Origin of the sequence: Rhizobium sp. P28RR-XV, from assembly GCF_012641385.1 — a bacterium.
GTDB lineage: Bacteria > Pseudomonadota > Alphaproteobacteria > Rhizobiales > Rhizobiaceae > Rhizobium.
In genome coordinates this window covers 57,028-76,766 of sequence record NZ_JABAIG010000019.1, presented here as the reverse complement: position 1 = coordinate 76,766, position 19,739 = coordinate 57,028, and the positions used below count along the sequence as shown (strand labels likewise).

Below are 19,739 nucleotides of genomic sequence, written 5' to 3'. Positions count from 1 at the left end.
CCAGCATCAAATGGGAGGCAACCATGGACCAATATATCGGGCTTGATGTTTCGTTGAGGCAAATGTCCTTCTGATCCCAAAGTTCTATCGCAGATCATCCGAAAGCCTCCACGCGCAAAGGTGGTTGTTTTCGAGACAGGCCCACTGTCGACTTGGTTCTATCACGCGCTGACAGCCGAAGGAATTCCCGCGATTTGCATCGAAGTACGTCTTGCGCAAAAGGTTCTGAATGAGACCCTCAATAAGACTGATGCCAATGATGCGGATGGTCTGGCGCAGTTGGCCAAAGCCGGGTTTTACAAAGTCGTGCGAGTGAAGACTTTCGACAACATGCTGACGCGTACACTAGTGGCAGCGCGTAGCCTGCTCGTGAGCATTTCCAAGCAACTCAGCAACCAAATACGCGGTCTTCTGAAAACGTTTGGTCTCGTCGTGCCCAAAGGAGAAGGACGGGTATTTGATGCCAATGTGAGAGAGTTGCTGAATGGAAATAGCGGCCTGGCAGTTGTGATATTACCCCTCCTCGAGGCATGGCGCGAAATGCGTGAGCGCGCAGCCAATCTTGATAAACAGTTGGTCGCAGTTTCCAGACAGAGCCGGGCTACGAAGCTTCTGATGACGATTCCAGGCGTTGGTGCCGTAACGGCCGTCTCGTACATTGCTGCGATCGAAGATCCGGAAAACTTCCCCACCTCGCGCTCCTCGTACATCTTCTCTTCTCGCTGCAAAAGTCTGAATTCGGTCGAGTGAAGACTGGCCAGTCATCTGGCGCGCGATCAACTGATAGATCTGACAAACTATCTCGTAGAAATTGGATGGAAACGGATGGATAAATAGTGCATGAGAGTGCCTCAGGAATTGGATGGGATTGGATGGGAAAATGGAATTTCTAAACACGGCGACCATCCGGATCACGGCGGAAATCCTGTCGCTGATCGCCGAAATCGACGAATTCAAAGGTGCTTGGCGCGCGATCGGCCGGATCGCGCCTGAGCGGCTGTCCAGCCTCCGGCGTGTCGCCACGATCGAAAGCGTCGGTTCCTCCACACACGTATTGAAGGGGCACGCCTCACCGACCGAGAGGTCGAAAAGCTGCTGGCAAACATTCGCCTGGGGTCATTTACGACACGCGACGAGCAAGAGATTGCCGGCTATGCGGAGGTAATGGAGAACATCTTCAGTGCTTACGAAGCTATTTCGTTCACCGAGAATCATATCCGTCAGCTCCACCGCGACCTTCTTGCACATTCGACAAAGGACGAGCGGCATCGCGGCGCCTACAAAGCGCTCTCCAACAACGTGGAAGTGTTTAACGAACAGGGCGAGAGCCTCGGCGTCGTTTTCGAAACGGCATCGCCGTTCGATACGCCGCGTCGAATGCAAGAACTGATCGCTTGGCTGGATGAGCAAGGGCGAGAAAAGCAGCTCCACCCACTTTTGGTCGTCGCGATCTTCGTTGTCGTTTTCCTCGAAATCCATCCATTCCAGGATCGCAATGGCCGCCTATCACGTATTCTGACCACCTTGCTGCTCTTGCGGGCCGGCTACGCTTATGTCCCCTACAGCTCGCTCGAAAGCGTCATCGAGCAAAGCAAGGAAAGCTATTACATCTCGCTTCGGCGTACGCAGGCAACGATCCGCAGCACGGAGCCCGACTGGAATCCTTGGATCGAGTTCTTTTTGAGGGCCCTGCATCTGCAGAAGACCCGGCTTGAGAAGAAGATGGAGCGCGAGCGCATTATCCTCGCCGACATGCCGGAATTATCCGTCACATTGCTCGAGTTGGCGCGTGAGCACGGGCGGATTACAGTCGCGGAAGCTGCTCGCATCACCGATGCAAGCCGTCACACCATCAAGGATCATCTCAAGGCACTTGTGGATCAAGGGCACCTCGTCCTGCACGGTGCCGGCCGCGGTGCCTGGTACGGTCTTTCCTGATGAATCGGATGTCGGGCCCATCTGAATGGGTTCCTCTCGAAGGGATGCGAACTGTCGCCCCGGTAATTCAAACAACCCCTAAGCTCGCTTAGCCTTTGAGAATATCACGCTTTATATCAGGCTGGCTGCCCGACCGCGGCTCGCGGATCCTTCGGCCCCCTTGCGCGTTTTCTCGATGAGGAAACAACCGGATCGGTCTGGCAGAGCCTGCGAGAAGCTGATGGCGCACGAAAATGACCGCGAAGATTCAAGGGATCGAAGACATGAACATGAGTGAGTTAAAACCCGCTGCGGAGCTGGCCGCGAAGCGAGTGTCCCGGTTCAAGAATGAAAGCCCGCAGTATTCCAAGGCCAGAACGGCCCTGCTGGCAGAAGAAATCGAAGTCCGACGCCATCTCACCCGGCTTGCCGACCTTCGCCGGCAGCTACCCTCCGGCCCGGTCGTCGAAAAAGACTACCGGTTCAAGGACGAGAATGGTAACGAGATCGGACTTGCAGAACTCTTCGGAAATCACGACACACTTGTGACGTATTTCTGGATGTTCGGTCCGCAGCGCGAACGGCCCTGCCCGATGTGCACAAACTTCCTTGGCGGCGCGAACGGCAACGGGGTCGATGTCAAACAACGAGTTGCGTTCAAGATCATTGGGCGAAGCTCTGTGGAACGACAACGGGCGTTTGCCATGGAACGAGGTTGGCATGACCTGGATTTTGTTCAAACGGTAGGTGACGACTATGCCCGAGATTTAGGCCTGGTCGATGATGAGGGTTACGAATATCCGGGCTTCACTGTTTACCAGAAGAACGGATCGGAAATTCGTGTCTTCTACAATGCCGAAATGCCACGCGAAGCGGCCGATCCTGGACAGGATCCCAGAGGCGCTGTTGATATTGCACCGCTGTGGAATATTCTCGATATGACTCCGGCGGGGCGCGGCGCAGACTGGTATCCGAAGCTAAAATACTAACGCTCGACTCCCTGCAGTTAATCTAGCCTTGGCTATGAAGAAGCCTTAGCATATCGGCGTGTCGATGGACGAGCTTCCATTCTCCCTCCTCGCGTCGGAAGACCTCCGTCACGCGCAACGACATCGGAATCTCTCCGTCTTGACCAGCCATCCTGGGCTTTGGCATGCTGCAGTCCCGTCCAGAAGCCCAGGTTTCCATCCTACGAAGACTGAAGGATTTCGGGACTTCGAAACTGCCCCGCTTCCCTCCTTAAATGACGCGGCCCCTTCTCGTTCGAAGCGTTGACCGCCGCCGGACCGTCGATCCGGTTCCCGGACGGAGGAAGGAAGGTCGCGGGGTCCGTGGGGCGTCGACATATTGATCAGGGGTCGCGGAGTTGCCGTTGATATAGTTAAGGGAAGCGCTCTCACAACGATTGACCTGGCACTTCATCCAGAGCTGGCATGGCTATCTCCTGTTGGCGAGGTGTGGAACACCATGGTAAGGACTTTATTCGGCGTCGGGATCGATGCCTCCTTGGTGTTGCTTCACCGCGGTCAGAACGCGCAACAGACTGGGCCATCTCATTCTATTGATCCCATCCTGAGATGGCCGTGTGCCGATCCCGAAGAGAAGCGAGGGCCTGCGAGAGACATCAAACTACCGAGAAGCTGAAAGCTCAAAAGCGCTTGACGTCAATACACCGAATAGGGAAGAGCCGGAAATACTATGTGAGCTTCAGTAAAGCATATTTCTTTGTCAGCGTAATGCCACCCTCTCTGACTTCTCTAAGCCCAGAAGTTGGCGTAGCGCGACGGTTGGCCCGACGAGGTCCTGCAACGTGTAGCCGTCAAGGACTTCGAGAAAGGCTGCGGTCGCGGTTGCAAGCGCGCGCTTGAGCACGCAGGCCGGCAATACCACGCAGGCATTACCGCCTTCGGCTTCCATGCAGGGAACCAGCGCGAAGTCCGGCTCGCAGGCCCGAACGATGTCTCCGACCCTGATCGCCGATGCGTCATGAGCCAGGCGCATTCCCCCCTGACGTCCCCGTATGGTCTCGATCAGACCCTTCCTACCGAGTTCGTTGGTGATCTTCATTAGATGCGCCTTGGAGATACCGTAAGCCGCAGCCACTTCATCGATCGTCGACGGGTTCCCGCCCGGACGGAGACCGAGATACATCATCAGCCGCAATGCATAGTCGGAATAAACTGTCAGCCGCATGAATTTCTTCCTGGTTCCATTTTGAAGCATAATAGCAATCAGGCGGCGGAGCGAACTCCAACCGCCTGATGCTCATGTTATGCCGCCAAATCGTCGGCCGGACCGAAGAACTCGTAGTGGATCCTGTCTTTCGGAACGCCGGCTCTGTCCAATCCATTGACGAACGTCGTAAGGAACGGCTTTGGACCACACAAATAGATGTCGGCTTCCGTCAGTGGCGTGTTCTCGGCGAGCCACTCGAGGGTGACGAAGCCTTCCTGGTCGTAGTGAACGCCCTTCCGATCGTCGGAATGCGGCGCGCGATAGAAGATCGCCGACCTCATTCCGTCGCGGCCGAAGATGAGCTTGCGAACATGCTCGCCCATCGCGTGAACCTTGCCGTCTTCGGCGCCGTGAACGTAGTAGACATTCGCGTTCTCTTCTTTCGCTGCGATGGTTTCGAGCATGCTGACCATCGGCGTCAGGCCGACACCGCCGCTCAGCAAGACGACCGGTCGCGCCGTATTCTCCTTCAGGAAGAAATCGCCTGCCGGTGGCGCAACTTCGAGCACATCGCCGACGACCAGCTTGTCATGCAGATAGTTCGAAATCACACCCGAGGGCTCGCGCTTGACCGAAATTCTGTAGGTCTCGCCGTTCGGAGCAGAGGAGATGCTGTAGTTGCGGCGATGTTCACCCTTTCCGGGCACGGCTATCCGGAAGGTCAGATACTGGCCGGGGAGATGGCGCAGGACCGGCCTGTCATCTTCCGGCTTGAGTACGAAGGAGGTGATGATGTCGCTCTCGCGGCGTTTGTCGGCAATGCGGAAGCGGCGCCACCCGTTCCATCCGCCTTCAGTGGCGCTTAGCTCATCATAGACCTGCTTTTCCCTGCCGATGAGGATATCCGCTAGGAACCAGTAGGCCTCGCCCCAAGCTGCAAGCACTTCGTCGGTTGCGGCGTCGCCCAGCACCTGCTTGATGGCTGCGAGCAGTGCGTTGGCGACATGCGGATAATGATGCTCCTGAATCTGAAGGCCGACATGCTTTTGTGCGATCCGCTCGACCGCCGGCCCGAGGACGGCGAGGTTGTCGATATTCTGCGCATAGACGAGGATCGCCTGTGCCAGCGCCTTCGTCTGCCCGCCGCCTTCGCCTTGGTGGGACTGGTTGAAGAGGTTGCGAACCTCCTCGTCCTTGAAAAGCAGTAGATACATGGCGGCGGTGATCTCGGTGCCGTGGGCTGCAAGCGCGGGTACGGTGGCCTGCACGATTGCCTTGGTTGCCGCGCTCAGTTCTCTAGCCATTTCGGATCTCCATGATTTTGATAGTGGCGGGAACCGATGTATGCCTTAAAACATATATCAACAATGTATCTTTTTGCATTAGCGATGCCCTGTGCGGTTCTGCCACACGTGAGCCCAGCATAGTCAGGCCCCTTCGTTTCCCAACCACGCCCCATCGATTTACAGCGATCTGAGGTTGATCTAAGGGCTGTCAAATGAGCTCACCGACGAGTACTTGACGAGCTCATTTTGAGGGTAACGTTGATAATTCTCTCCATTTTTATTCTGAAATACCGGTGATGTCGGGCGTCTGCCAGGCAAGGTGCTGTGCGCTGTCGACCGCGATCATTTGGCCGGTGATACTCTCGGCGCGCGCTAGATTGGCAACCGTTTCGGCAACCTGATTAGGGACACCCCGCGGCCGAGCAGAACGACGCCCGATTGGCGTGCAAAGTCAGCCTCGCTTTGCCTTGCATTGCTGAGAGTGGGACCTGGTCCCACAGCATTTGCCCGTATTCGAGGCGCAAGAGCTGAGCAAAGGTCCTCGTTGCGGTACGTGAAGACGGCGGCGAGGACGATTAAACGGGATTATCAAGGAAGCTGTTCGTTCCGTCACGCAGAACTGAGGAGCGCCTCGATTTCGCTTCGCGCGGGCATGGCGGGCGCTGTACCGGGGCGCGTCACTGCAATGCCGGCGGTCACCGACGCAAAACGCACGGCGTCAATCGGCGCGCGTCCTTCGGCAAGGGCTGCCGAAAAGCCGCCGAGAAAGGCATCCCCGGCTCCGGTCGTGTCGATCACCTTTCCTGCGGCAATAGCCGGAACGAACTCGCTATGGCCTGGCGTTCGAAACAGCGATCCTCGCCCGCCGAGCGTGATGATTGCTGTCTTCGCACCGCGCTGGAGAAGCGTCTCGGCGGCCCTCACTGCCTGCTCGTCGGTGTCGACCGGATGGCCGACGATACCTGCGGCCTCAATCTCGTTCGGGACGATGAAGTCACATAACGGATAGATACTATCGGGGATCACCTGTGCCGGCGCGGGGTTGAAGATCGTCGTAACGCCAGCCTTCTTCGCGATCGAAAGACCGTGGATGGCGGCTTCGATCGGCTGCTCGAGCTGGGTCATGAAGATAGAAGCGGCTTCGATTTCCGCGCGGTTGGCATCAACATCTTCAATGCCGATTAGGCCGGCAGCGCCAGGGGCTACGATAATGGCGTTATCGCCGTTGTCCTCGTTGACGAAGATGAAGGCGGCACCGGTCGAGACGCCTTCCACGCGCATCACATTGGCCTTCACGCCTGCCGCCGCATAGGCCGCAAGCGCCATGTCACCGAAGGGATCGTTGCCCACACGCGAGATAAAGGTGACGTGGCCGCCTGCTTTTGCCGCGGCAATTGCCTGGTTGGAGCCTTTGCCACCAGGACCGAGAGAAAAGCCAGAACCGATCAAGGTTTCGGCGACATGCGGCAGACGCTTGGCCTTATAGGCGGTATCGGCGGCGAAGATGCCAAGGATAACGATGGTCTTTCTGTCACTCATCGCGCCACCTCATTGGCTGGGATGACACCCTTGGTGAGAATGAAGCAGCCGTAGAACCGCGTCTCGCCAGTCGCGATAACGCAATAGGCCTTGCGGGCAATGTCGTAGAAAGCCATCCGCTCAATCGGATACATGGGTGCCGCCTTGTTCTCTGCGCGATCGACTACGGCTTGCACTTCCCGCTGTACGTCTGGGATTTCGTCCGGTTTGCCGATTACTTCCATGCGGCCAACCGAGGGCTGCAGCGGCGTGTCGAGCGGGAAGACAGAGAGGATCGCCTCGATCGCCCTTGGTGCGGGCGTATTCTCCATTGTCAAAAGACCACCGAGCGGCGAGTGCCGGGCCACCGAATCCGAAGGGAAGTTCGTGTCCGAAACCACGAGGTAATCGCCATGCCCCATCTTGGACAGCGCCTGGAGAATATCTCCATTGAGTTCTGGCCTGATACCTTTGAGCATTGATTCTTCACTCCTTTTAGCGGCTCTTCCGGCCTGTTTTCAATTGATGTCCGGCTTGGTCTGGCGGTGGCGCTGTCGACCCGCGGATGATGAGCGAGGCGCTCAAGGCCTCGTCTCCAGGTTCTGATACCCTTTCGAGCAATAATTTGACCGCGCGCCTAGCCAGTTGGTCCGTCGGCTGGCGCACGGTCGTCAGGCGTGGCACGACAAGATTGGCGAGATGAATATCGTCGAAACCAGCGATGGAGAGGACGCCCGGCACATCGAGGCCAAGGTCCCGCGCCGCACGAAGGACTCCAATCGCCTGCTGATCGCTGGCAGCGGCGATAGCCGTTGGCCGCATATTCGGCGGCTGTGCAAGAAGCTGCCGCGCGATGACCTCGCCGGATTCGTAGTCGAACCGGCCGGAGAATATTTTGAGCTCCGCCTTTTCATCCAATGCGCGGATGCGGTTCACGAAGCCCTCGCGGCGCGCGCGCCCGGCCTCAGTATCGGCCGGACCGGCAATATAGGCGATGCGCCGATGGCCGAGTTCGTAAAAATGATCGGCAACGAGTGCCGCCGCCTCGGCATGATTGATGGAAATCAGCGGAAAATCGGCAAAGCGGCGATCGAGCGACACGATCGGCACCTTGGATTTCACATGCGCGGGATGGGTGACATTCGCCGCGACAATGATGATGCCGCGCACAGAACGATCGAGAAAAGCCGAAATGTGGCTCTGCTCAGCCTCGCGGTCATTGTGAGAACTCGCCAGCATCAGCGAATGGCGGTGCTCAAGTGCCGCACGTTCGGCGCTGGCCGCCATTTGCGAGAAGAACGGGTTGGTTATATCGGGAACGATCAGCCCGATGACATCCGTCTTGCTGGTACGCAGCGCCCTGGCCATGACATTCGGGCGATAGCCGAGCGCGTCGATCGCATCATGGACCTTGTCGCGCAGCACTGTCTTGACGGAAAGCTCGCCAGCGAGCACTCGCGATACTGTACCCACCGAGACACCCGCCAGCGTGGCGACATCCTTGACTGTGGGTATCTTGTCCATATTCACACGCTGCCGCTATTTCACTGCGCCGGCTGTCATGCCCGCGATGATGTGTTTTTCGAGCAGGATGCCAACGAATACAAGTGGCAAGATCCCGGCCGTCGAAAGCGCCGCCATGGACCACCAGTTGATCCCCTGACTGCCCGTCTGGCTGGCGATCATGACCGGTAGCGTATTGGTGTTCGTCGATGTCAGCAGGGCTGCGAAGAAATATTCGTTCCAGCACAGGATCAGAGCGAGGATGAAGGCTGCAACCATACCCGGCGCCACCAGCGGCACGATGATGCGGCTGAACGCGCCCCAGATCGACAGTCCGTCGACGAGTGCGGCTTCCTCGAGCTCCACAGGGATGGTCGCGAACTGGTCACGCATGATCCAGATGACGATCGGCAGAACCATCAGCGTATAGACCGCAATCAGTCCGCCAAAGGTATCAAGGAGAGCAAGCTGCTTGTAGAGGACCAGAAATGGCAGGGCCAGAACAACCGGAGGCATGATGAGCTGCGACAAGAAGAAAAAGGATATGTCGGAATTGCGCATATGGCCGAATTTATAGGAGAAGCGGCTGAGCCCATAGGCGGCAAGCGATCCAAGGAAGACGGCGAGCGCCGAGGCTGTCCCCGAAATCACGGCGCTGTTCCATAGCCGGCGCATAAACTCGTCACGAACGGTCGAAGTCTGTGTGAGCGCGTCAGGTGATAGCCCGAGAGAGCGCCAGCCGAGCCAACTCGGCGTGAATTCGTACCAAGGCACAATATTGCCCTTCATAACGTCGGGCGCTGTCTTGAAGGAAGTCGAAATTGTCCAGAAAAGTGGAAAAAGGCTGACGATCGCCCAGGTTACGAGGAGGCCGTAGACAACAAAGCGCATTGCCCACCAACGCGCGCGTTGACGGCGGGCGAACTTGTCAAAGTCAATTGCAGCCATCAGATTCTCCCCGTCATGCGCTTGACGATGCGGTCGGAAACATTGATCAGCGTTGTCATACCAATGACGATAATTGCCAGGTAGACGAGCGCCAGAAGCGTTCCATATCCGACGTTCGAACGATCGCGATATTCGCGATAGATGAAGCTGGTGACGGAATCCGTGGCGCCACCCGGGCCGCCGGCCGTGACCGTGATGATGATGTCAGCGAGCTTCAGCTTGAAGATGATGCGGATCATGACCGTCGTCACCGAAACCGGCAGCATCAGCGGGAAGATGACTTGCCAGAAGCGCTGCCATTTCGTTGCGCCATCGACTTCCGCAGCCTCCAGTACTTCGCGTGACAGCGACTGCAGGCCGGCAAGAAGCATGATCATCATGAAAGGAATGAACGTCCAGGCATCCATGATCATGATCGAAAACTTCGCGGTCAGTGGATCGCCGAAGAAAGACGGATTTTCCCAGCCTAGCCACCGAGCAAGCCGAGCAATTGGCCCGAAGCGCGTCTCCAGCATCGACTTTCCGACCATCCAGCCCACAGCAACCGGTGACAGCATGAGCGGGAGGAGAAAGGTCACGCGCCAGAATTTGCGAGCAACAATCTCCTGGTTCAGCAGCAGTGCCAAACCAAAGGCAATCGCATATTCAACCGCGATAGCAAGGACATAATAGCCCATGTTGATAAGCGCATTGAGATAAAACGCGTCCCCCAGCATTTGCCGCAGATTATCCAGGCCGTTGAATTGCCGTCCTGTCGGCGAAGCCAGGTTCCAGTCGGAAAATCCGACCCAAAGCGCAAATAGAAGCGGAAATACCACCATGGACACGACGAAAAGGGCGGCTGGCAGCACGAACAGCGCCTTCTTTCCCGCCTCACCATGAATGACGACACGCGTCACGCAAAGGACTGCTGCCCAGATAAAATAGGCGTAGAGCACGGGCCGCCAATTTTCGAAGCCCCATTGCGCCCAGCCGAGGTCATGGGACGCCTGGAGCATAAACGAAACGGCAAACCAGGCCGCACTCACCCAGAGGGCTGCATAACCCCAAATGCGCCGGCTCGCCGAAATCGAGCCGGTCTCGACCGTATGCAACAGATCGCCTTCCATTGTCGACATAATAGTCCCCGCCAAGCTATTCGAAGGCCGGCGGAACGCGACGTTCCGCCGGCTTAATCACCTTACGGGATCAGAGCCCAAGGCTCGCGCGATACAGTTTCAGCTGCTTATCGCGGCCGATCTGATCGGTGATCTTTTCCCAGGCGGCGGCGATGGCATCTGCGGTTTCCTGGGCCGACTTGTACTTGCCGCCATAGCCTTTCGCCAATTCGTCTTCCGCGACGGAATAGTATTGGAAAATGCCCGGGATACGCGGCTCAACAGCACGGTTCGGGTGGTTATAGGAGCCGAATTGCGACTTTAGATAGTTCGAGATGTAGTCGCCCTTGTAGCCGGCGGCCACCCATTCTTCGATCTTGGACTGGCTGTTGCGGTGTACCTGGAAGCCCGACGGATACATGGCCGTCCAAATCGCCAGATCCTTGCCTCCGAGATGGGCGGCGGCGCTCCACGCAGCACGGTGTTTCAGCTTGTCGCTTTCCACGCGGGCCATGACGTAGATGCCCCATCCGAGATAAGCGCAGTTCGGCGCATAATTCACGCCGTCCTTTGCCTTCACCCATTTACCCGCCTTGCGGTCATATACATCCTCGGACCCAGGCAGAATGTCGAAAGCAGCAACCTCGCCGACGACCGATGTGTCGGACGTGTTTGCCTGCTGGCCGATATCGCCCCACCATGTGACCATGGAACCAGTACCGGCGAGGAACTGCTGGAACCCGGTCGTGCCCGGATCGGCGTTGATCTGGTCGGTGGGTTCGTAAGATAGGAGGTCCATCGCTTCCTGAATAGCGCGGACCCAGCCGGGACTATTGACGAGCGGCTTCATGTTTTCAGGGTCAAACAGCCAAGCTGGATCGCCCGGCACCTTCACATAGGCGGTTGCCCGGTCTTCCAAGAAGTAGAAGCCAAAGCCACCCCAGCCCTTATACGGGTCGAGATAACCATAGGCCGGGCCGTTTGACAGCGGATCCTTCTTGCCTTTCAGGAACTTCGAAACTTCTTGAACCTGAGCCCAGGTCTTCGGAACGCTCCATTCACCAGAGTGGCCTTCGTCCTTCCAAGCCTTGGCAAGGGCCATGTCGCTGAAATAGTCAGCGCGGTAATTGAAGTTATGGCAGTCGCCGTCAATCGTTACGCGATAGGTCTTGCCGTCCCAGGTCCCAACGGGAGGCTTTAGATAATCCACGTAGTCGTCAATATCGATCTGCTTCTTTACCCAATCGGGCATCTCGGATAGCAGACCCTTGCCGGCTGTATCACCCTCGAAGGGCGCGCCCATTTCAAGAATGTCGAAATCGACGGTACCAGTAGCGATCGACTGCTGCAGGCGGGCATTATAATCGGCCTGAGCCAGGTCGATCCATTTGATCTTGGCGCCGGTATAAGCCTCCCATGGCTTCAGGAAGCCGCGGAACAGGAAATTGTGGAGATTTTGGTTGTTAAGCCCCATGAAGGTCAGCTCAACGCCAGCAAACTCGCCCTGCTTGACGTTGGCCTTGGTCGGCCCAAGGCAAAGCTCACCTACTTTCTGCCAGTCGGCATCCGTTGGCGCGCCCTTGCCTACGCCGGGAATTTTCAGAATTTGTGCCCGGACGTCATCCGCGGCAAACGCCCAAGACGGCAATCCGCCCATGACGCTGGAAACACCCATAAGCGCGGCAGCGCTCGCCGTGCCGCGCAGGATGTCGCGACGGCTTGCCTGACGGCGCATCAATGCATCGTATACTTCGAGTTTCATGTGGTCTCCTCCGTTTTGTCCCCGGTGATCTGCCCGCCGGTTGATGCGGAACCAGTCGCAAAATTTACACTGGTCTGCTGCAAAGCTATCTGTTATTCAACGAAATGAAACGTTTCATCAGTTGCGTTTGACACCGCTCCTCTCGGTCTCGATGAGGAGAATTAGACAGTAGCCGTAAAATGTCAATCGAAAATGAAACGTTTCATAGAGGGGGATTCCGCGATATTTCATACGGCGGTGCATGGCGCAATGTGCCCGGGCCGCGGATGAAGAGACCGTTGAAAGAATGAGAGAATGCCTCGGTGAAAGCCTTGAAAAATGGCTTTTGCGTAGGCAGAGGGAGCGAGATGGCTGAAGTTAAAGTATCTGGGGCGCAAAAGACCTACGGCGCCATGAAAGTTCTCCACGGGATCGATATCGAAATCGATGATGGCGAATTTGTCGTGCTCGTCGGCCCTTCCGGCTGCGGCAAGTCTACATTGCTGCGAATGGTGGCGGGACTTGAAAGCATTACCGGTGGAACGATTTCAATTGGGGGCCGCGTCGTTAACAACGTGCCTCCTAAGGACCGCGACATCGCGATGGTATTCCAGAGCTATGCGCTCTATCCGCACAAGACGGTGGCAGAGAACATGGTCTTTGCGCTACGCCTTCAGAAGCAGCCGGCAGATGTCATCAAGCAGCGCCTGCAAGCAGCAGCCGAGACGCTCGATCTCGTGCCTTATCTTGACCGCTATCCGCGTCAGCTATCTGGTGGCCAGCGCCAGCGTGTGGCTATGGGCCGTGCAATCGTTCGCTCGCCGCAAGTCTTCCTGTTCGATGAGCCGCTGTCCAACCTCGACGCCAAGCTGCGTGTACAAATGCGCAAGGAAATCAAGGAACTGCATCAGCGGCTCAATACGACGACAATCTATGTAACTCATGACCAGGTAGAAGCCATGACCATGGCCGACAAAATCGTGGTTATGCAGGGCGGCCATGTCGAGCAGATCGGCACGCCGCTCGACCTCTACGACTGGCCAAACAACACGTTCGTAGCGACCTTCATCGGCTCGCCGTCCATGAACCTCATGAAGGGCAAGTACAAAGCCGATGGGCACATCTTCGTCTCCGAGACCGGTGATGAGATCGCTCTGGGTTTCGCGCCCGCTGCCACCGACGGTCAGACGGTCCAGCTCGGGGTTCGTCCAGAACATCTGCAGCTTGGCGACGCCGGCCTGAAAGCAACAGTGAATGTGACGGAGCCGACCGGCCACGAGACCATGGTTTTCCTGCGCTACGGCAATAGCGAGCTCGTTGCGGTCTTTTCCGAACGGCACGATTTCCGTCCTGGAGACGAAGTCACCGTCATCCCTCGCGTCGGAAAGCTACATCTCTTCGATGCACAGTCAGGCCGAACATTACGGCAGTAGCTGGTTTCCATGCAAAACTGAGCCGGTTAGGCATATAATTTCCATTGAGAATTGAGCCATGTGAACCTTCCCCCAACTACGCGCAAGCTTCTGCAAGAAAATGCAATTGCCATCGAAAATGACATTCGCGACCTCTTGCGCAACTTTGGGCTCAAAGTCGGCGTAGTTGGGGCGGCCTGTTTCGAGGATAGGACCGTGAGCTGACCGAAGACATGCCCGATCTGGCGGAGATCATGGACGCCCTCCTGACCACCAGGCAGAGGCTACGTGAGGAGTTTTCCCGCCTGCATCGGAAAGTGTTGGAAATCGCCAAAGGTAGTGCGACCTGCACACGCTTAATGACGCTTCCTGGTGTCGGCCCGGTTACGTTGCTTTCTTTTATCAGCACGATCGACGTACCTGCCCGCTTCCGAAACGATCATCTAACTTTGAAGCTACTTGTGTATAGGAGTGGGCAACCGCTCGACAGAGTCTAGCGTACCATCAATATGGTCGCTCGATGATTTAACTTCTTGGTTTGGAAAAACGGACGCCGGCGCCACCGCCGTTTTCCGGGATAAACTCGATGCCAGCGGCCTCGAACGCTCCACGGATGGCCTCCAATGTCGCCGCATACCCCGGACGACCGGCTTCGATCCTAGTCACCGTCGCCGCCGTAATATTAGCCCGGCTTGCGAGATCCCGAACGCCCCACTTCAGAGCAGCTCGCGCCATTCGGATTTGATCGGCAGTCAACATTATAACCTTGACATAATCTTTATATGATTCAAACTCTCTGGGACGGTTCACAGCGGCCACGCAGAGTGCTTGCGACACTCTCCGTGACCTGACCGCAATTCAAGCTTCAGGGAGCTCGGATCATGGCTGATTCTGAGAATAGCAGAACTTTGCCCGCATTTGCCCGCGGAAAAATAAGCCCATTCCCTCCGACGTGTGAAACCGTCCCGCGCGTGATCGACCGCCGGAACCTGCTTTCCATCGCGTCGCGCCTATTAAATTCTCACATCAACGATCCTGACGGTCGGCGAACAGAGCCTGGCCCAACGCCCGTCAGGGAATTGTGGCCGAAATGGTATGCGCTTTATCAGCAGCAGGTGAAGGCCACTCGTCTCAGAGAAAAACTTGAGAAGGAATTGCTCGAAGAGGCCGGTGGTCTTCCGGCAGCGACGCTGCCGAGTGTTGGAAAGGATGGCGTCGTTAAGGTTCATTCGTTTGCCGACATCAATCGAATGGCAACGCAGCTTAATGCCGGAGACCTGTCTCGGGCGCGCGCCGAGCTTCGAAGGCGCCGGAAACGATGGAAGGAAGCGGATCAGCGTTTGGGATACAGCGCGGCGCTCGCCCTCGAACAGGAGCTCGCCGAAGGGGCCGGAATATCGGGACGTGTCATGGGGATCACACCACCCTCCTCCCTGATGGAAGTCACCGCGAAACTCCATTGCCTGATCGTCATGCACGATCCCGGCCTGAAGCTCGAAGATGCCCCCTGGCCCGAGCTGCGCACGATGCTGAAGGATCTTATCCGCCTTGCTGGGAAGCGCCGGCCGACATCATGCAAGCGACCTACACAGCCTGGCAAAGCGGCAGGCGTTCGGAGCATTCTAAACCTGGCGACACACTACCAAGAGGCGGCCAGGAAGCTTGGCGAGGGCTCGTCCAAGCCCAACCAGGCTCCACAGCGTCTTCTGGCGCTCCATGCGATGGAACTCTACCTGAATGCATTCCTGCTCGCCAAAGGCGTGGACGCCACGATGGTAGGCGGTTTCCGGCCCGACCTCGGCGAACGGACGCGGATAGCGACCGACGCTGGCCTTATCCTGCGCAAGCGGACGGTGGCGCATCTGGCCACGCTCTCCGCAAGCAACGAGCATCACGTCATCAGCCATGCCCCGGGGTCCGCGTCCACGCTGTCCCAGATGAACCGAGTTATGGCGACGGTCGATGAGCTCTCGCGCAAGGTGAGAAGGGCGTTGCGGGAAGCGTCGTGATTTCATCTGACATACGCAGCGCTGGCTGGCCGCACTTCAAGTCTGCAGCAATTTGGCCGCCTTGAAGGAATATGAACTGCCGACCCGTCGATGACTTGTTGTGATCACTGCATTTCCCTATGAGGCCAGCTACCTGCTATGGGAGTGGCCGAAATGGGGCCGAAAGCCCATAGGCAAAGCCGGGTCGGGGATTCAATGAGATGGGCTCCCTTTTATCACCGGCCCTGCTCCTTGGCGGCCCGATCGACGCGCCCCCGAGATCGCTTTTGCGCATCGCCCTCAAAAATCATTGACGCCGTCCCTGCCGTGAAGTCGAGGACGGGTCCGAGGGTCGGCCGATATTAGCTAGCTCGACGCGTTCCGCTGGCATTCACTGCGAGGTCGGAACATCTCCCATCGAATCGCCAAGGGACTTAACAAGAGTTTACCCTAGGAGCCGACACTGGCAATGGCTGTGAACTTTATTCAGACTATAATCAATGCCGCCAACGCGACGCCCCGCTGTGGCAAAAACCGTGATCAAAGGGCATCGGGCGTCAGGCATTAAGCTCCCGGACATTGCAGGCTCGTGCGGCACACCATCGACCGGTTGATTAGGCCAACTTCTGCCTCCCATAGAGCAACAGCATGCAGACAATTACCGCGCCGTAGATTAACTGCCGCCCGGCCTCTTCGATCTGCATGACCGACAGGATCGACTGCAGCAGCGTGATGAGGATCACGCCGGCGATCGTCCCGAGATAGGAGCCCTTGCCGCCGAGCACATGCGTACCGCCGAGGACGACGGCTGCGATCGACGGCAGCAGATAGGCATCCCCCATAGACTGCGAAGCCTTGGAGGCATAGCCGGCGAGCAAGACGCCGCCGAGCGCACTCAGCGCCCCGGATATGACGAAGGCGAGCATGGTGATGCGGCGCGTATCGATGCCGGACATATAGGCGGCGCGTTCACGATTACCGATGGCATAGAGCGAGCGGCCGAAGGTCGTCCGCGTCAGGAGGAAGATCGCCAGAATGCCGATGATCAGCCAGACGACCACGCCGTTCGGCACTGACGGGATGACATAGCCGGTCGCAATGAAGCGCATGGCCGGCGAAGCGGAATCCTGCGGCGAGAACCCGCCGGTGTAGACGACCATCAACCCCTGCACGACGGCATTGGTGGCGAGCGTGATGATCATCGAGGGAATGCGCAGATAGGCGACCGCCGCTCCGTTGAAGGCGCCGATGACGGCGCCGCAGATAATGCCGAACGGAATGGCGAAAGCAGACCCGCTGGTGCCATAGGCCGTCGCGGCACAGGCCATCATCGCCCCCGCCGTCACCACCCATGGCACGGAGAGATCGATCTGCCCGAGCAGGATTACCACCATCATGCCTGTGGCGATGACGCCAAGAAAGGAGGCGACCTTCAGCTGCTGCAGCAGATAATCCGGGGACAGGAAATTGCGTGAATAGAGCGAACCGCCGAGCAGCAACAGGATGATGCAGCCGAAGGCGATGGCTACGGCAGGATCGATGCCGCGCAAGCGGGCCGGGATGATGGATTGCCGCATGGCCGATGCATCCTCGCTCATTGGAACCACTCCAGCCTGTTGCGCACGCGCGCCAATCCGATGGAGCCGATGCTGATCGCCACCAGCAATACGATACCCTGGAAGAGTGGCTGCCAGAGCGGATCGAGATCAAAGACGAAAAGCAGATCGCCGATGGTGCGGAAGGCGAGCGCGCCCAACACCGCACCGATCGCGCTTCCCCGCCCGCCGGCAAGCGAGACGCCGCCGAGAACGACGGCCGCAATCGAGTAGAGCGTATAGGCATTGCCGCTCGCGAATGCGGCCTCCCCCGTATAGGAGAAAAAGGTGAGATAGAGGCCACCGATTGCGGACAGCAGGCCACCCAGCGCATAGGCGGCAAGCTTTGCCCGCTTGATCGGCATGCCCGACATATAGGCCGCGGTCTCGGACGAACCCGCGGCATAGGCCGCGCGTCCCAACACCGACCGACTGAACGGCACCCAGATGATCAGGATCGTCAGTGCCAGAACGACGAGGCTCGCCGGGACCACACCGAAAAGCTTTGAGGTGAAGGCGTCCGCCAGATCCTCGTTGACGGAACCGCCGGGCGACGGACGCAGCAGCAGCGCGAGGCCGAAGAAGACGGCACTGGTCGCGATCGTTGTCACGATCGGCTGAAGCCTGCCGACGATGATGATCAGCCCATTCAGCAGACCGCAGGCGAGGCCGGCAAGAAGAACCGCGACGACGCCGATTCCCGTCTGCAGCGGCGAGCCGACGACGAGCCAGGAGGCCAGGCAATTGCAAAGGATCAGAATCATGCCGGCGGATAGATCGATGCCTGACGTGATGACCACGAAACATTGCGCCATGGCGACAAAGGCGAGAAGCGTCGCTTTGTTGGCCGCCGTCTGCACGACATTCGGCGTGAAGCCGGCCGGATGGTTACTGACATAGACGATGAACATGACCACGAACAGCGTGGCCGCGAGCAACGTACCCTTGTGCTGCGCATGCCAAAACCGCCAGTCGCCGGGAGACGTCTTGCTCATTGTCCGATCCTCCGTTCGCCGGCCTGGGAATTGACATTGAGCGCGCTGCCGATGAGTTCGCGCTCGTTGATCTCGATACCCTCTAACGTGCGGACGACGCTTCCGTCATACATGACGAGTACGCGGTCGCAACAGCCAATCAGTTCGTCATAGTCAGTGGAATAGAGGATGATCGCCGCACCTGCATCGGCAAGTTTGCGGAGCAGGGCGTAGATCTCCTGTTTCGTGCCGACGTCGATGCCGCGCGTCGGATCGTTGAGCAAGATGATCTTCGGCTTGTTCATCAACCATTTGGCGATGACGACCTTCTGCTGGTTGCCGCCCGATAGCGCGCCGACCGGCATGTCGATCGTCGCAGCCTTGATGGCGAGCAGCTTCAGCAACTCATCGATCCTCGCCTGCTCTGCAGCCCGATCGATGACGCCGCACTTCGAGACGCTGCCGAGTGCCGCTATGGAGAGATTTTCACGCACGGTCATCGGTAGCATCAGCCCCTCGGTCTTACGATCCTCCGGGATCAGCGCGACGGAGGTCGTGCCCGATTTTGCCTGTTTAGGGCTCCTGAACAGTGCCCGCTGGCCGGCGACCTCGATCGTACCGTTAAGGTCGCGCAACACGCCGAAGAGCGCCAGCAGCAACTCGCGCTGCCCCTGCCCGTCCAGCCCGCCAATGCCGATGATCTCGCCGGGGCGAACGTCGAAGGTGATACTGGAAAGACGATCGCCCCAGGATAGGCCGCGGCAGGATAGAACGGGCGCGCGATCGGTCGCAATCGCCGGCTTCGGCGGGAAAACGTTGGTATATTCGCGGCCGATCATCAGCTCGACCACCTGCTGGTCGGTCTTGGCTCTGGCCGGATAGGACTCGATGCTGCGGCCATTGCGAAAGACCGTGCAATCATCCGCCAGTTCGGCGATCTCGTGCATGCGATGCGAAATATAGATTAGCGCCATGCCCTCAGCGCGCAGCCGCTTGAGAACGCCGAACACCTTCTCGACATCAGATTGCGTCAGAGCCGAGGTCGCCTCGTCGAGGATCAGCAGGCGCGGCTTGCGGGCGAGCGCCTTGGCGATCTCGACCATCTGCCGGCGCGACAGCGGCAGGTCTTTCACCGGCGATGAGGGATGAATATCCGACGCGCCTGCGCGCGCCAGCGCCTCTTGTGCGATCGCGCGCTGCCTGCGCCGGTCGATCATGCCGAAGCGCAGCGGCGGATTGCTGATGACGATATTGTCGGCGACCGACAGATCCGGAATGAGCGACAGTTCCTGGAAGACGCAGACGATGCCTGATGCCATCGCCGCCGAAGGCGTGGGAAAGCCGACCTCCCGGCCGTCAAGCAGCATTCTCCCCTCGTCGGGCGAGACAACGCCGGCCATGATCTTGATGAGCGTCGATTTGCCCGCGCCGTTTTCGCCGAGAACGGCGTGGATGGCGCCCGGGCGGATCGTGATGCTGGCATTCTTCAGCGCGATGACGCCGCCATATCGCTTCGATATGCCGTCCATCCGGAAAAGAGGTTCAGATAGGCTCAAGCGTCCGTCTCCCGCAGCCATAATGAAGA

General features: G+C 58.1%; 18 protein-coding genes and 2 pseudogenes. 7 read left to right on the top strand and 13 right to left on the bottom strand.

Annotated elements, in window-relative coordinates; all coding sequences use genetic code 11:
• Nucleotides 1-23: 23 nt before the first annotated feature.
• The 4 genes and pseudogenes from HGP12_RS29895 to HGP12_RS29885 form a co-directional block, all read left to right on the top strand.
• Nucleotides 24-702: pseudogene (locus HGP12_RS29895) on the top strand (transposase); the annotation flags it as partial.
• Nucleotides 703-880: 178 nt separating this feature from the next.
• A complete protein-coding gene (locus HGP12_RS34335) occupies nucleotides 881-1,165 on the top strand; it encodes a hypothetical protein (protein WP_246703592.1) in 285 nt (94 codons plus the stop codon).
• Complete coding sequence (locus HGP12_RS29890; protein ID WP_246703591.1) at nucleotides 1,165-1,938, top strand: Fic family protein; 774 nt, start codon at nucleotides 1,165-1,167, stop codon at nucleotides 1,936-1,938. Before HGP12_RS34335 ends, HGP12_RS29890 begins: the two co-directional genes overlap by 1 nt.
• A 263-nt stretch (nucleotides 1,939-2,201) precedes the next feature.
• Nucleotides 2,202-2,906, top strand: coding sequence for a DUF899 family protein (locus HGP12_RS29885; protein ID WP_205926725.1), 705 nt, complete (start codon nucleotides 2,202-2,204; stop codon nucleotides 2,904-2,906).
• Between the two features lie 22 nt (nucleotides 2,907-2,928).
• Here HGP12_RS29885 and HGP12_RS34935 read toward each other — a convergent pair whose 3' ends face one another.
• The 9 genes from HGP12_RS34935 to HGP12_RS29835 all read right to left on the bottom strand — a co-directional run bounded on the left by HGP12_RS34935 (nucleotide 2,929) and on the right by HGP12_RS29835 (nucleotide 12,206).
• Nucleotides 2,929-3,057 carry a nuclear transport factor 2 family protein gene (locus HGP12_RS34935; RefSeq protein ID WP_409527241.1) on the bottom strand — a complete coding sequence of 43 codons (129 nt, stop codon included), beginning with the start codon at nucleotides 3,055-3,057 and terminating at the stop codon, nucleotides 2,929-2,931.
• 588 nt (nucleotides 3,058-3,645) lie between these two features.
• Nucleotides 3,646-4,110: an RrF2 family transcriptional regulator gene (locus HGP12_RS29875; protein ID WP_168843362.1), complete on the bottom strand. Its 465-nt coding sequence runs from the start codon at nucleotides 4,108-4,110 to the stop codon at nucleotides 3,646-3,648.
• A 77-nt stretch (nucleotides 4,111-4,187) separates the two neighbouring features.
• A complete protein-coding gene (hmpA, locus tag HGP12_RS29870) occupies nucleotides 4,188-5,396 on the bottom strand; it encodes an NO-inducible flavohemoprotein (RefSeq protein ID WP_168843363.1) in 1,209 nt (402 codons plus the stop codon).
• 591 nt (nucleotides 5,397-5,987) lie between these two features.
• On the bottom strand, nucleotides 5,988-6,917 hold the full coding sequence (locus tag HGP12_RS29860; RefSeq protein WP_168880043.1) for a ribokinase: 930 nt from the start codon (nucleotides 6,915-6,917) through the stop codon (nucleotides 5,988-5,990).
• A complete protein-coding gene (locus HGP12_RS29855; protein ID WP_168880042.1) occupies nucleotides 6,914-7,375 on the bottom strand; it encodes an RbsD/FucU family protein in 462 nt (153 codons plus the stop codon). The genes HGP12_RS29860 and HGP12_RS29855 overlap by 4 nt, the downstream gene beginning before the upstream one ends.
• Nucleotides 7,376-7,391: 16 nt before the next feature.
• Nucleotides 7,392-8,420 (bottom strand): LacI family DNA-binding transcriptional regulator, encoded by a 1,029-nt coding sequence (locus tag HGP12_RS29850; protein ID WP_168880041.1) that lies wholly within the window; start codon nucleotides 8,418-8,420, stop codon nucleotides 7,392-7,394.
• A gap of 15 nt (nucleotides 8,421-8,435) precedes the next feature.
• Nucleotides 8,436-9,347 (bottom strand): carbohydrate ABC transporter permease, encoded by a 912-nt coding sequence (locus tag HGP12_RS29845; protein WP_168843367.1) that lies wholly within the window; start codon nucleotides 9,345-9,347, stop codon nucleotides 8,436-8,438.
• On the bottom strand, nucleotides 9,347-10,465 hold the full coding sequence (locus HGP12_RS29840) for a carbohydrate ABC transporter permease (protein WP_168880040.1): 1,119 nt from the start codon (nucleotides 10,463-10,465) through the stop codon (nucleotides 9,347-9,349). The genes HGP12_RS29845 and HGP12_RS29840 overlap by 1 nt, the downstream gene beginning before the upstream one ends.
• Nucleotides 10,466-10,535: 70 nt before the next feature.
• Nucleotides 10,536-12,206 carry an ABC transporter substrate-binding protein gene (locus HGP12_RS29835; RefSeq protein ID WP_168880039.1) on the bottom strand — a complete coding sequence of 557 codons (1,671 nt, stop codon included), beginning with the start codon at nucleotides 12,204-12,206 and terminating at the stop codon, nucleotides 10,536-10,538.
• Between the two features lie 347 nt (nucleotides 12,207-12,553).
• Between HGP12_RS29835 and HGP12_RS29830 the strand changes: the two genes are divergently transcribed.
• Both HGP12_RS29830 and HGP12_RS34330 read left to right on the top strand, forming a co-directional pair.
• Entirely contained in the window at nucleotides 12,554-13,618 is a 1,065-nt protein-coding gene (locus tag HGP12_RS29830) for an ABC transporter ATP-binding protein (RefSeq protein WP_168843370.1), read from the top strand.
• 75 nt (nucleotides 13,619-13,693) lie between these two features.
• Nucleotides 13,694-14,034: pseudogene (locus HGP12_RS34330) on the top strand (IS110 family transposase); the annotation flags it as partial.
• Between the two features lie 88 nt (nucleotides 14,035-14,122).
• On the opposite strand, the gene HGP12_RS29820 reads toward HGP12_RS34330, so the two are convergent.
• The gene (locus HGP12_RS29820; RefSeq protein ID WP_168843398.1) at nucleotides 14,123-14,332 is read right to left on the bottom strand and encodes a helix-turn-helix transcriptional regulator; all 210 of its coding nucleotides are present in this window, start codon (nucleotides 14,330-14,332) and stop codon (nucleotides 14,123-14,125) included.
• A 380-nt stretch (nucleotides 14,333-14,712) separates the two neighbouring features.
• On the opposite strand from HGP12_RS29820, the gene HGP12_RS29815 reads away from it, so the two are divergent.
• Nucleotides 14,713-15,606, top strand: coding sequence for a hypothetical protein (locus HGP12_RS29815; RefSeq protein WP_312862955.1), 894 nt, complete (start codon nucleotides 14,713-14,715; stop codon nucleotides 15,604-15,606).
• A 593-nt stretch (nucleotides 15,607-16,199) separates the two neighbouring features.
• Here the strand turns inward: HGP12_RS29815 and HGP12_RS29810 are convergent.
• From HGP12_RS29810 to HGP12_RS29800, 3 genes are read right to left on the bottom strand one after another with little or no spacing between them, the layout of a single operon-like run.
• Nucleotides 16,200-17,183 carry an ABC transporter permease gene (locus HGP12_RS29810; RefSeq protein ID WP_168843372.1) on the bottom strand — a complete coding sequence of 328 codons (984 nt, stop codon included), beginning with the start codon at nucleotides 17,181-17,183 and terminating at the stop codon, nucleotides 16,200-16,202.
• Nucleotides 17,180-18,175 (bottom strand): ABC transporter permease, encoded by a 996-nt coding sequence (locus HGP12_RS29805; protein ID WP_168880037.1) that lies wholly within the window; start codon nucleotides 18,173-18,175, stop codon nucleotides 17,180-17,182. The genes HGP12_RS29810 and HGP12_RS29805 overlap by 4 nt, the downstream gene beginning before the upstream one ends.
• A complete protein-coding gene (locus tag HGP12_RS29800) occupies nucleotides 18,172-19,710 on the bottom strand; it encodes a sugar ABC transporter ATP-binding protein (protein WP_168880036.1) in 1,539 nt (512 codons plus the stop codon). The genes HGP12_RS29805 and HGP12_RS29800 overlap by 4 nt, the downstream gene beginning before the upstream one ends.
• Between the last annotated feature and the right edge of the window lie 29 nt (nucleotides 19,711-19,739).